Raw genomic sequence first — 12,143 nt, 5'->3', positions numbered from 1 at the left:
ATGTTGCGTTTTCCCAGGCATGCGATAGGCTTTGCCGGCATTCGAGCTGAGCATTCGTCGATTGGGGATCGAGGGCTGATGATCGAAACGGCAGATGCCGAGTATGACGACACCGCCATCCGCTTCCTCGAGGCGCTGTGGGGCGAGGGCTACCTGTCGCCGGGCGGACCTGAAGAGGTCGACCGGGTGGTCGAAGGGCTTTCGCTGAGGGGCAAGACGGTCCTCGATATCGGCTGCGGGGCCGGCGGCATCACCTTGCATCTGGTCGAGCGCCATGGCGCCGCTCATGCCACCGGCTTCGATGTCGAGCAGCCGGTGATCGAGGCGGCCAGACGGCGAGCCGCCGAGCGCGGGCTCTCGGACCGCGCTGACTTCGTCCAGGCGCCACCCGGACCACTGCCTTTCGCCGATCGCTCCTTCGATACCGTTTTTTCCAAGGACGCGCTGCTGCATGTGCCTGACAAGGACAGCCTGTTCGCCGAGATCTTCCGCGTGCTGAAACCGGGCGGCGTCTTTGCCGCTTCCAACTGGATGATTGGGCATGATGGCGAACCCTCACCCGAGATGAAGGCCTATATCGCGGCGGAAGGGCTGTCCTTCGCCATGGCCTCGCCGGCGCGCTATGCGCAGGCGATGCGCAAGGCGGGCTTTGCCGACGTCACCGTGCGCGACCGCAATCCGTGGTACCGGGAGGTGGCGCGCGGGGAGCTCGCGCGGCTCAAGGGATCGCTCTACCGCCAAGCCGCCGCCGTGGTCGGCGCCGCCTATGTCGACAAGAACATCCGAACCTGGGAGGCCATGCAGAAGGTGCTTGACAGTGGCGAGCACCGTCCCACTCATCTGCGCGGTTGGAAGCCGGTTGGATAGCCGGCGATGCTGGAGACCGTCACATCCATGAAGACTTCCGAAGCCAGGGACATTCCCGCCGAAACGGCGCAAAAGGGCGATGCCGAAAAGCGCGGCCGCAAGGCTTCGAAGGAAGTCCGTCAGCTGCAGCTGATCGAGGCGACGATCGATTCACTGGCCAAGCGCGGCTACGCCGAGACGACGATGGCCGATGTCGCCGATGGCGCGGGCCTGTCGCGTGGCATCGTCAATTTCCACTTCGAGAGCAAGGAAAAGCTGCTGATCGCGACGTTGCAGCACATGTATGACGAGTATTCGGCGCATTGGCGCGCCGCCCTGCAGAAGGCAGGTGACGATCCGGCGCGGCAGCTGCAGCAACTGGTGTGGGCCGACTTCGATCGCTCGATCTGCAACAAGCGCAAGCTCGCCGCCTGGCTGGCCTTTTGGGGCGAGGCCAAGTCGCGGCCGACCTATCAGGCGCTGAGCAGTTCGCGCGATAATTATTACCAGCAGGTCTTCATCGATCTCTGCACGACGCTCAAGCAGAGCGGCTCGTATGCCTATGAGCCGCAGGTGATGGCGTTGGCGCTGTCGGCCATGCTGGAGGGGCTGTGGCTGCGGCTGATGATGGGCACTGAGGACACGACGCGAGAAACAGCCCTGCAGGCGGCCAACGCTTTTTTGGCCGCCGCCTTCCCGAAGCATTACGGTTAGCAACAGCCGGCCGCCAAGACCGGCAAGACCAAAAGAGGATGGAACAGCATGAAGAACCTTAGCCGACGCCTGACATTGACATTGGCGCTGGGCGGCGCGCTTGCGGCTTCGGCGGCAGCGTTCGCCGTCGCCGCCGACAAGGACCTGATCGTGTTCGACTGGTCCGGCTATGAAGCCCCCCAGCTTCCATCCGAAATATGTCGAGAAGAACGGCGATTCGCCGACCTTCGCCTTCTTCGGTGACGAGGACGAGGCGTTCGAGAAGGTGCGCTCCGGCTTCAAGGCCGATCTTGGCCATCCCTGCTCGCAGAGCGTGACGAAGTGGCGCGAAGCAGGCCTCTTGCAGCCGCTCGACACCTCGAAAATCACGGGCTGGAAAGACCTCAATCCTGGCATCATGGCAATGAAAAATCTCGCCACGACCGATGACGGCAAGGCGTGGTTCATGCCGTGGGACTGGGGCAACACCCAGCTCACCTACAACTCCTCCAAGATCGACGCCAAGGACGTGCAGTCGCTGAAGGCGTTCGCCGATCCGAAGTTCAAGGGCCGGGTGTCGATCGGCGACAATGTCGACGATGCCTATGCGCTGGCGAGCCTGGCCATCGGCCTGAGGGACTGGACCAAGATGACAGACGACCAGTTCAAGCAGGCATCCGACTTCCTGCGCCAGGTGCACAAGAACGTCCGCTCCTACTGGACCGACACCACCGACATCGTGCAGCTGTTGAGCGGTGGCGAGGTCGACCTCGCCTGGGCCTGGAACGATGCGACGGTGCAGTCGGTCGCCGCCGGCGTGCCGATCAAATCCGTAAAGGATACCAACGAAGGCATCTCGACCTGGGTCTGCGGCTATGTGCTGTTCAAGGATGCGCCCGGCAACATCGACAAGGCCTATGACTATCTGAACGCCGTCAACGATCCGGAGACCGCCAAAGTACTGGTCAAGGACTGGGGCTATGGCCAGGCCAATGCCAAGGGCATGGCCGGCGTCGACCAGGTGATCCTCAGGGAAAAAGGCTATGACGACGTGCAGAAGTTCGTCGACAAGACGCTGTTCCAGTCGCCGCTGCCGTCCGACCTCAAGCTGAAGATGATCGCGGAATTCGAGAAGATCAAAGCCGGGTATTGATTGGCACGACTGCCCGTCCGTTGCCGGTATGGCGGGCGGACGGGCCTCGCCAAAGCGGATGATTTCTCCTAACCTCGCGGCAGCTTTTTCGCGATGGGGGACTCTCACCATGACGCCAATGCTACGCCGCCTGGCGCTTACCGCCGCCTGCATGATCGGTGGTGGCGCGGTCTATGCCTGGGCGGAAGGTGGCGGCGATCTCGTGGTGTTCGACTGGTCCGGTTACGAGGATCCGCTGCTGCATCCCGCCTACACCGCCAAACACGGCGCCGAGCCGACCTTTGCCTTCTTCGGCGACGAGGATGAGGCCTTCGAGAAGATGCGGGCTGGCTTCAAGACCGATATTGCGCATCCCTGTTCGCAAAGCGTGGCGAAATGGCGCGACGCGGGCCTGCTGCAGCCGCTCGACACCTCCCGGATTGCCGGCTGGAAGGATCTCAATCCGGGCATCATGGCGATGAAGAACCTCGCCACCACCGCCGACGGCAAGGCCTGGTTCATGCCGTTCGACTGGGGCAACACGGCATTGCTCTACCGCACCGACAATGTGACGGCCGATGAGGCGAAGTCGCTGCGGATCCTTGCCGATCCGAAATTCAAGGGCCGCGTCACCATCGGCGACAATGTCGACGATGCCTACGCGCTGGCGAGCCTGGTCATCGGCCTGAAGGACTGGACCAAGATGACCGACGCGCAGTTCAAGGAGGCGTCGGATTTCCTGCGCCAGGTGCACAAGAACGTGCGTCTCTACTGGACCGACTCGAGCGACATCGACCAGGCCTTTTCCGGCAACGAGGTCGACCTTGCCTGGGGCTGGGGCCAGACGCTGATCGCGATGAGCGGGCAAGGCGTTCCCGTCGCGATGAACCGCGACACTAAGGAAGGCATGTCGACCTGGGTGTGCGGCTACGTGCTGATGAAGGACGCGCCGGGCAAGCTCGACCAGGCCTATGATTTCCTGAGCGCGGTCAATGCGCCTGACATTTCGAAATACATGGTCACGACGTTCGGCTACGGCCATGGCAACAGTGCCGGCATGGCCGCGATCGACCACAAGGTGCTGGCCGAACGCGGTTTCGACGACATTGACAAATTCCTCGACAAGACGCTGTTCCAGCAGCCGGTCGCGCCCGAGCTGAAGAAGCGCATGGTCGACGAGTTCGAGAAGATCAAGGCCGGCTATTGACGAGCGAACTGGAAAGAACCGACGTCGTCATCGTCGGCGCCGGCTTCACCGGCCTGTCGGCGGCGCTTGAGATGAAGCAGGCCGGCGTCGGCTTCCTGCTGCTCGAAGCACGCGACCGCGTCGGCGGGCGGGTCGAAGCCAGACACAACGGACTTGGCGAGCGCATCGACAGCGGCGGCCAGTTCCTGTGCCAGGACATGCCGGAAGTGATGGCGCTGGCGAAGGCGCGCGGCAAGACCTTCGTCGAAACCTATGTCGAGGGTGATTTCATCACCCATCCGTCGATGCCGGCCAGGGACGCCAAGCAGACCTATCACGGCGCGATGGCGATCCGCGAACGCATGAACGGCATCGAGCCGGACGACCCGTCGATAGAAGGCATGAGCGTCGCCGCCTGGCTCGAACGCCAGCATGATCCCATCGACGCCAAGAGGGCTTTCCGGTCGATGATCGAAGGCCTGTGGTGCCTGGCGATGGACAAGGTGCCGCTCTGGCACCTGATCGACAATGACCGGCGCATCACCAACGAAGTGCCGGAGCTGCAGTATTCCCTGCGCGAGACGATGCAGTCGCTGGCCGAGGATCTGGCTGGCGATCTCGGCGACCTAGTGCGGCTTGGCGAAGCGGTCATGCGCGTCGAGCATGGACCGCAAGGCGTTCGTGTCGTCACTGGCAATAGCGTGATCGAAGCGCGCCAGGTGCTGGTCGCCCTCCCGCCGGCGACGGCCGTGAAGCTCGATTTCGCGCCTGCCTTGCCGGCGAGGCTCGCGAGGGCGCTTGGGGTCTGGGAAAGCGGCGCGGTGATCAAGGTGCTGGTGCGCTATCCCCGGCCATTCTGGCGCGAGCAGGGTTTGAGCGGCATGGTGATGTGGCGCGACCTGCCGGGTCTGTTTGCCTGCGACGCCAGCAAGGACGCGAAGCATGCCGCGCTCGTCGTCTTCATCGGCGGACCACTGGCGCTGCGCTGGCGTGCGCTCGATGCGGCGGCGCTGCGTGCGGAAGTGACCAGCCGATTGCAGGCAGCCCTCGGGCCTGATGCCGGCGATGCCATCGATTTCAGCTCACGCGACTGGATAGAGGATCGCTGGAGCGGCGGCGCTTACAGCGACCTCATCGTCGACGCGACGGCAAAGGATGCCGAGCGAACGATTCTTGCGGGTGCGCCGTCGGTTCATTTCGCCGCTTCGGAACTGTCGCCGTCATTTCCGGGCTATGTCGAGGGTGCGATCGTTGCGGGGCGCATCGCCGCGCGCAAGATCGTGCTGCAGCTTCAGTCGCCCATCGCCACCAGCGCCTCGGGATCGTAGGCAAGGCGGATCGGGGTGCCGACCGGAATGTCGTCGGCGCCGAAATCGTTGGTCTCGGTCACCGACAGCGGCTTTTCCAGCCCTGGTATCTCGACGATCAGGTGGGTGATCTCGCCGAAATAATGGCGTTCGACCACCTTGCCGGCGACCTCGAATTTTGCGGTGGCGTTGTCCCATAGCACGCGCAGGCGCTCGGGCCTTATGCCGAGCGTAGCGGCGGCGCCATTGCGCACGAAGGCCTTCGGCTTGTCGGTCTTGACGCGGCCGAAGCCGAGCGTGTCGACGATCAGCGAGGTGCCGTTCTCCTCGACGATCTCGGCCTTGACGAAGTTCATGCCGCCGAGGAAGTCGGCGACCTGACGGTTGACCGGGCGCTGATAGATTTCCTTGGGCGAGGCGACTTGCGCGATTTTACCGCCGAACATCACCGCGATGCGGTCAGACATGGCGAGCGCCTCGTACTGGTCGTGGGTGACCAGCACGAAGGTGATGCCGACCGCCTGCTGCAGGCGGCGCAGTTCAACCTGCATCTGCTCACGCAATTTCTTGTCGAGCGCCGACAGCGGTTCGTCGAGCAGCAGCACTTTGGGGCGCATGACAAGCGCGCGGGCGAGCGCGACACGCTGGCGCTGGCCGCCGGAAAGCTCGGTGGCGAGCCGCTTGCCGAGACCTGTCAGCGAGACCTGCGCCAGCGCCTCCTCGACGCGGCGCTTCTCCTCGCCGCCCTGCAATTTCAGCCGCTTCAACCCATAGGCGACGTTCTGCTCGACATTGAGATGCGGGAAGATCGCATAGCTCTGGAACACCATGTTGGTCGGCCGGCGATTGGCCGGGATGCCTTCCATCGACTGGCCGCCGACCGCGATCGAACCGCTGGTCGGGTTGTCGAAGCCGGCGATCATGCGAAGCAGTGTGGTCTTGCCGCAGCCGGACGGGCCGAGCAGCGAGAAGAATTCGCCCTCCCTTATGGTCAGGGACGCGTCGTCCAGCGCCTTGAACGATCCATAGCTGCGGGTGACGTTGCGGATCTCGATCATGGGCCGATCGGATTGGGCGCGCTCGATCTGCGGCTGTTCAGGCATAGAGGCCTCCCTCGTTCTGGGTGCGTCTGGCCGCGCGGCGACGCAGGATTTCGGCGACGGTCATCAACAGGAAGGAGGCAACCAGAAGCAGCGTGCCCAGCGCCAGCACGCCGGGCAGTTTCGAGGCGAAGCGCAACTGGCCCCAGATGTAGATCGGCAGCGTCGCTTCGGTGCCGGTCAGGAAGAAGGCGATGATGAACTCGTCGAGCGAAATGGTGAAGCAGACGAGCAGGCTGGAGATGATGGCCGGTGCCACCATCGGCAGCGTGACACGGCGGAAGGTGCCGAAGGCGCTTTCGCCGAGGTCGGCGGAGGCTTCCTCCAGGCTGCGATCAAAACCCTCGAAGCCGGAGGTCAGCACCGTCATCGAATAGGGAATGCAGATCAGGACATGGCCGAGCACGACGGTGAACAGCGACAGGCTCAAGCCAAGCTGCAGCATCACCAGCAGCATCGAGATGGCGACGATCACCTCGGGCAGCACCAGCGGCGCCATGATCAGGCCGTTGATGGTGCGGCGGCCGGGGTAGCGGTAGCGGGTGATCGAACGGGCGGCGAGGATGCCGAGCACCGTGGCGAGAACTGACGCACAGACACCGACTTTCAGGCTGTTCCAGGCGGCGTCGAGCAGGGCCGGCGTGTGCGGCAGGTCCGCATACCATTGCAGGGTGAAGCCGGTGAGCGGAAACTTCGGTGTCGGGGCAATGTTGACCGAGAAGATCGGCAGGAAGATCACGGGCAGATAGAGGAAGACGATATAGAGGAAAGCATAGACGGACAGCCAGCCGCCCGACAGGAAACGCCGCGCCCTCATCGTGCCAGCCTCTGCAAGGCGCGGATGATCAACACCGTGGCGCCGGCCATCAGCGTGACGATCAGCATGGTGGTGACGGAAAGTGCGGCCCCCAGTGGCCAGTTGGCCGCCTTGCCGAACTGCGCCTGGATAGCGTTGGCGATCATGACGCCGTCCTTGCCGCCGACCAGCTTCGGCGTGACATAGTCGCCGACGGTCGGGATCATGACGATCAGCGCCGCCGAGATGACGCCCGGCGCCGACAACGGCAAGGTCACGCGCAGGAATGAGCGCAAGGGTCCATCGCCGAGATCGGTGGCCGCTTCGACCAACGTGCGGTCGACCTTTTCCAGCGAGACGAAGATCGGCAGGATGGCGAAGGCCGCCCAGGCGTGGGTAAGGGTGATGATGACGGCGCTCGAATTGTAGAGCAGGGCGGTCGACGGCTCGTCGATGATCCCGAGCCCCATCAGGCCGGAATTGAGCACGCCGTTATAGCCGAGGATGACCTTCCACGACATCACGCGCAGGAGATAGCTGGTCCAGAACGGGATGGTGATGAGGAACAGCCACAGGCTCTTGTGACGGCCGCCATGGAAGGAAATGTAATAGGCGATCGGGTAGGCGAGGATGACGGTGAACAGGCTGACCGTCAGCGAGATATAGAGCGAGCGCCACAACAGATCGCGGTAGATCGGCTCGGTCAACGCGACGCGGTAGTTCTCCAGCGTGAAGGTGCGGTCGATGGTCAGATAGTGCTGCGTCCAGAAGGAGTGGGCGATGACCACCAGGATCGGCAGGACCAGCAGGATCAGTGCATAGAGAAAGGTCGGACTGATCAGGGCAAAGCCCTGCACGGGCTCTGATTGCAGAAGGGCATTTCGTCTGGCCCGCGTCATGCGCAACGGGGGCGACCCTTCCGCCGCCGCCGTCATTGCAGGGCCCCGGGGGTGATCTCGGTTGCGGGCTTGGACTTTTCCGCCATGCGGCATCCCATTGTGCTGACGCCGACTATTGTTCCCCTTGCCGGCTTTCTTTCATCATGCGCGCATCCGTGGATTGAAATCAAGCGCTATTTCTGAGATATTGATTGAACGAACATTCAACATCAGGTGAAGAAAGCCACTATTTCCGGGCTTTGACGCTGAATTTGGAGTTCGAAAAAAATTGATAGAGATGTGGAGACGATGATGGCTGCGGTGAGAGATCTGAAGGCGAGCGAAATGGCGGCGTCCGGGGATGACGACGCCGTCGAACTGGGCAAGCGCCATCTCATCCAGCCCTGGCCTTATGCCGGTTCGGTAGGTACCGAAGCACGCGCGCTGATCGGCGAGGGCGATGGCATCTACATCACCGACAATACCGGCAAGCGGCTGATCGACGGGCCTGCCGGCATGTGGTGCGTCAATGTCGGCCACCGCCGCGAGGAACTGGCCAGGGTGATGTACGACCAGGCGATGGCGCTGTCCTACAACACGCCCTGGTACACGATGAACGCGCCGTCGGCGGAACTTGCCATGCGCATCGCCGGCCATGCGCCGGGCGATCTCAGCCATGTCTTCTACACCACCGGCGGCTCTTCGGCCGTCGAGACGGCGCTGCGCTTCATGCAGTTCTACAACAATGTGCGCGGCCGGCCTGAGAAGAAGCTGATCCTGTCGCGCGGCGGCGCCTATCACGGCTCGACCTATCTGTCGGCCTCGCTCAACGGCCGCCCGCGCGACCGTGACTGGATGGACGGCGCCGACGAGCTGGTGATCAAACTGTCCTCGCCCGATCCGTTCCGCCGTCCGCACGGCATGAGCCTTGCCGCCTTCACGGATTTCCTGGTCGACCAGTTCCGCGACACGGTCGCCCGTGTCGGCGCCGACAAGATCGGTGTTTTCGTTGGCGAGCCGGTGCAGGCATCGGGCGGCGTGGTCATCCCGCCGGACGGCTACCTCAAGCGCATCCGCGAGATCTGCCGCGACAACGACATCCTCTATGTCTCCGACGAGGTGGTGACGGGCTTCGGCCGGCTTGGCCATGTCTTCGCCTCGGGCGATGTGTTCGGCATCGATCCCGACATGATCACCTTCGCCAAGGGCGTCACCTCGGGCTACTTCCCGCTCGGCGGCGTCATCATCTCGGAGCGGCTGCTGCAGGAACTGCGCCGCTCGAACCATCCCGACGCGATGTTCGGCCATGGCCTGACCTACACCAGCCATCCCGTCGGCTGCGCCGTGGCGCTGAAAAACCTCGACCTGCTGGAAGAAGGCGTGCTTGCCCATACGCGGGCGGTCGCGCCCTATTTCCAGGCGCAGCTGAAGACGCTGGAAGAACTGCCGCTGGTCGGCGAGGTGCGCGGCGCCGGGCTGATGGGCTGCGTCGAATGCGTTGCCGACCGCGAAAGCAAGGACCCGCTGCAGCTCGACAAGGATGTCGGCAAACGCATCGATGCCCATTGCCATGAACTCGGGCTCTTGGTGCGGCCGCTGATCAACATGTGCGTGATGTCGCCGCCGCTGATCATCACCCGCGAACAGATCGACGACATGGTCGCGATTCTGCGCGAGGGCATTTCGCGGACCATGGATGATCTCAGGAAAGAAGGTGTGTGGCGGGGGTGACAACTCTTCCTTCTCCCCGTGGAACGGGGAGAAGGTGCCCAACGGGCGGATGAGGAGCGGCGCCGACATTGGCGGTTGGCCGTGCACGAGGACTTCATCCGTCTGAGGCGATGACCTCACCGGCCGTCGCAGCGCCGGCTTACAAGATTTCAGTCGAAGATAGCTTTCTGAGCTTGAGGGCAAGCCAATCGCGAGGCGCTGGCGCCGCCCCTCATCCGCCCTTCGGGCGTTCGTCGCTCGAAAAGCCAAGCAGTTGGCTTTTCATCCGCTGTGCGGACCGCTCCTCACCTCCCCGTGAAACGGGGAGAAGGAAGCTACCCCCTTGACCTGAGCGCGTCGTTCAAATTCCACATATCCTTCTCCTCGGGCGCGGTTTCCAGGCCGAGCACCGGCAGCATCTTGCGCAGATGGTCGTGGTGGGTGCGCACGCCGTATTCGAGGTCGGAGAGGTAAAAACCCTCGAAGGCTTCGGAGAGCATGGATTCGTTCGACCACACCGACAGTTGGACATCTTCCGACATGGTGTCGCGGTCGATGCGGAAGGAAAGGTATCGGGCGGCGGCCTGCTCGCGGCTTTCGTCGCGGTAGCGGTAGATGGCGCCGCGCAGCAGGGTTTCACCCGTCGACAGCGGAAACTCCTGATAGAACTGCACGGATTCCGGCATCACCGAAATGACCGCATTGGGGAAGATGCCGTAATAGACCCAGGCCTTCTTCAGATAGTCTGGCAGATGCGTCGGCTCGGGCGCGATCTTGACGTAGTTCTTGACGCTCCAGCGGCGGCCGGCATGCGGGTTGTAGGTGGCGAAGGACCGCGACACGCCGTTGATGAAAGGCTCGTCGAAATAGGTCGCGCCATAGAGATCCTGCAGGGCAGGATGCGCCATGGCGACGTGATAGCCCTCATTGTCGACATCGCGCACCGACTTCCAGTTGACCGGGGTCTTCTGGCTCCAGATGCCCCAGGACGGCACCATGTCGGCGGCCTTGTAATGCGCGAATTCGGGCTCGATCGGCTTCATCAGCTCAGCGACGGAAGGCTGCGGTCCGCCATTGCGGAAGCGGATGAAGATAAAACCCATCCAGATTTCGAGGTCGAGCTGCATCAGGCCGAACTCGGTCTTGTCGAGATCAGGGAAGGAGCGCGGGCGCGCGGCGCCGCGCAGCGTGCCGTCCAGATTGTAGACCCAGCCATGGAACGGGCATACCAGCGCGTTCTTGCAATTGCCCTGGCTGTCGGCGACGACACGGCTGCCGCGGTGGCGGCACATATTGTTGAAGCCGCGCACGACGCCGTCCTTGCCGCGAACGATCAAAGCGCGCTCGCCGACCACGTCCATGGTCAGATAGTCGCCGGCGTTCGGGATGTCGCTGACATGTCCGACGATCTGCCAGTGATTGCGGAAGACATGTTCCTTCTCGAGCTCGAGAAGGGCATCGGAATGGTAACTCCAGCCCGGTAGTCCCCGCCGGTCCCAATCGTTGGGGATCGCCACGTCACGGAGGTGCGGGTTCATAAAACGTCTCTTCTTTTTGTTGAATAATCATTCAATAAAATCATATTTTGCATTGAAATGCAATGGCTTGTGAAAATGCGAAGGATTCCAAGGCAGGTTCCTTGAATCGCCCACGGCTGAATTCGATACAGCTGCCGGCCAGGAAAATCGCAGAGAATCCGGGTGTTAGCCCTGGTTCCGAAACGCCATTCAAGCGCGATTTCACGAAGCGTGCGGGCTGAGGAACAAGACGCCTCGCTGGAGGTAAAAAAGGGTTCGTGGCACTCAATCAAATTGGCTGTTCGGCAGACGTTTGAGCCGGGACCGCCTGGCGGGGTCGGCCCGAGATTCGCTTGCCCCGGCGAAATTTGAGCCGGAGTGACCGATTCTGCCCGGTTTTGCCCGATAGCTCCGTTTCAATCTGGTTACATTGCCAGTTCCGCCCCAATTTTGTGCTGTTACAAAGTGCGATTAAGTTCGTTTCATCATCAAAAAGAAACGCAGCGAAGGGGAAGACAATGCATGCGAAAGTCGAGACCATCAGCAGCGAGCACCGCCTTCAGGCTCCGGAGCGCGCTGACCGCCGCCCGAAACTGGCCCTACGCCAACGCGCCAGCGATCACCCCATGGCCATGTTCATGGCGCTGGCTGCTTGCGCCGTCATCGGCATGGCGTTTACGCCGACGGTCGGGCCGGCCTTCGCTTCGTTGAACCCGCCGGCCAACGTCGTTGACGGGGCGCCGACGACAATCAAGACCGCTCGCCTGCCGATGCCGGCGCTCGACTTCGCTTGCAAGGGCCAGGCCTGGGGTGCCGAGAGCGTCGATTGCCTGCGCGCCATCGCCCAGCAGTCCGGCACGCACAAGGCCCGTGCGATCCGCATGATCGCCAATGCCGCGCCGCTGACCAACACGCCCAACATTTTCTGATTTTTGTCGAAGCATGATCCCGAAAACCGGTTCCCTCTTCGGGCTCCTG

Annotated in this window: 10 protein-coding genes and 1 pseudogene; 7 read left to right on the top strand and 4 right to left on the bottom strand. The window is 62.7% G+C overall.

The genetic code is table 11. The features are described from left to right. Positions 1–78: 78 nt before the first annotated feature. The 5 genes and pseudogenes from HB778_RS10740 to HB778_RS10720 all read left to right on the top strand — a co-directional run bounded on the left by HB778_RS10740 (position 79) and on the right by HB778_RS10720 (position 5,185). The gene (locus HB778_RS10740; protein WP_095201326.1) at positions 79–867 is read left to right on the top strand and encodes a methyltransferase domain-containing protein; all 789 of its coding nucleotides are present in this window, start codon (positions 79–81) and stop codon (positions 865–867) included. 6 nt (positions 868–873) lie between these two features. Beyond that, complete coding sequence (betI, locus tag HB778_RS10735; RefSeq protein ID WP_183463694.1) at positions 874–1,560, top strand: transcriptional regulator BetI; 687 nt, start codon at positions 874–876, stop codon at positions 1,558–1,560. Between the two features lie 48 nt (positions 1,561–1,608). Then, positions 1,609–2,692 (top strand): annotated as a pseudogene (locus HB778_RS10730) (ABC transporter substrate-binding protein). 109 nt (positions 2,693–2,801) lie between these two features. Next, the gene (locus HB778_RS10725; RefSeq protein ID WP_183463692.1) at positions 2,802–3,878 is read left to right on the top strand and encodes an extracellular solute-binding protein; all 1,077 of its coding nucleotides are present in this window, start codon (positions 2,802–2,804) and stop codon (positions 3,876–3,878) included. Beyond that, positions 3,875–5,185 (top strand): flavin monoamine oxidase family protein, encoded by a 1,311-nt coding sequence (locus tag HB778_RS10720; RefSeq protein WP_183463690.1) that lies wholly within the window; start codon positions 3,875–3,877, stop codon positions 5,183–5,185. The genes HB778_RS10725 and HB778_RS10720 overlap by 4 nt, the downstream gene beginning before the upstream one ends. On the opposite strand, the gene HB778_RS10715 is transcribed toward HB778_RS10720, so the two are convergent. The 3 genes from HB778_RS10715 to HB778_RS10705 are packed head-to-tail and all read right to left on the bottom strand — an operon-like array spanning position 5,149 to position 7,995. Further along, positions 5,149–6,222, bottom strand: a complete 1,074-nt coding sequence (locus tag HB778_RS10715; protein ID WP_183465056.1) for an ABC transporter ATP-binding protein — start codon at positions 6,220–6,222, stop codon at positions 5,149–5,151. The two genes, HB778_RS10720 and HB778_RS10715, sit on opposite strands and share 37 nt — an antisense overlap. A gap of 37 nt (positions 6,223–6,259) precedes the next feature. Further along, positions 6,260–7,081: an ABC transporter permease gene (locus tag HB778_RS10710; protein WP_183463688.1), complete on the bottom strand. Its 822-nt coding sequence runs from the start codon at positions 7,079–7,081 to the stop codon at positions 6,260–6,262. After that, a complete protein-coding gene (locus tag HB778_RS10705; RefSeq protein ID WP_095201332.1) occupies positions 7,078–7,995 on the bottom strand; it encodes an ABC transporter permease in 918 nt (305 codons plus the stop codon). Before HB778_RS10705 ends, HB778_RS10710 begins: the two co-directional genes overlap by 4 nt. A 255-nt stretch (positions 7,996–8,250) precedes the next feature. Between HB778_RS10705 and HB778_RS10700 the strand changes: the two genes are divergently transcribed. After that, positions 8,251–9,669 (top strand): aminotransferase, encoded by a 1,419-nt coding sequence (locus HB778_RS10700; protein ID WP_183463686.1) that lies wholly within the window; start codon positions 8,251–8,253, stop codon positions 9,667–9,669. A gap of 314 nt (positions 9,670–9,983) precedes the next feature. Here the strand turns inward: HB778_RS10700 and HB778_RS10695 are convergent, their stop codons facing one another. Then, entirely contained in the window at positions 9,984–11,186 is a 1,203-nt protein-coding gene (locus HB778_RS10695; RefSeq protein WP_183463685.1) for an aromatic ring-hydroxylating oxygenase subunit alpha, read from the bottom strand. Positions 11,187–11,683: 497 nt separating this feature from the next. Here HB778_RS10695 and HB778_RS10690 point away from each other — a divergent pair, with 497 nt between their 5' ends. Next, complete coding sequence (locus HB778_RS10690) at positions 11,684–12,094, top strand: hypothetical protein (RefSeq protein ID WP_183463683.1); 411 nt, start codon at positions 11,684–11,686, stop codon at positions 12,092–12,094. Positions 12,095–12,143 lie beyond the last annotated feature (49 nt).

Source organism: Mesorhizobium huakuii (genome assembly GCF_014189455.1).
Lineage (GTDB): Bacteria > Pseudomonadota > Alphaproteobacteria > Rhizobiales > Rhizobiaceae > Mesorhizobium > Mesorhizobium huakuii_A.
The sequence above is the reverse complement of the archived record's forward strand: the minus strand, read 5'-3'. Positions and strand labels throughout refer to the sequence as shown.

Excerpts from the sequence above, each read along its gene's own strand:
- HB778_RS10690 (WP_183463683.1), top strand. The coding sequence starts at position 11,684 with ATGCATGCGAAAGTCGAGACCATCAGCAGCGAGCACCGCCTTCAGGCT.
- HB778_RS10725 (WP_183463692.1), top strand. The coding sequence starts at position 2,802 with ATGACGCCAATGCTACGCCGCCTGGCGCTTACCGCCGCCTGCATGATC.
- HB778_RS10715 (WP_183465056.1), bottom strand. The coding sequence starts at position 6,222 with ATGATCGAGATCCGCAACGTCACCCGCAGCTATGGATCGTTCAAGGCG.
- HB778_RS10740 (WP_095201326.1), top strand. The coding sequence starts at position 79 with ATGATCGAAACGGCAGATGCCGAGTATGACGACACCGCCATCCGCTTC.
- HB778_RS10705 (WP_095201332.1), bottom strand. The coding sequence starts at position 7,995 with ATGACGGCGGCGGCGGAAGGGTCGCCCCCGTTGCGCATGACGCGGGCC.
- HB778_RS10700 (WP_183463686.1), top strand. The coding sequence starts at position 8,251 with ATGGCTGCGGTGAGAGATCTGAAGGCGAGCGAAATGGCGGCGTCCGGG.
- HB778_RS10695 (WP_183463685.1), bottom strand. The coding sequence starts at position 11,186 with ATGAACCCGCACCTCCGTGACGTGGCGATCCCCAACGATTGGGACCGG.
- betI (WP_183463694.1), top strand. The coding sequence starts at position 874 with ATGCTGGAGACCGTCACATCCATGAAGACTTCCGAAGCCAGGGACATT.
- HB778_RS10710 (WP_183463688.1), bottom strand. The coding sequence starts at position 7,081 with ATGAGGGCGCGGCGTTTCCTGTCGGGCGGCTGGCTGTCCGTCTATGCT.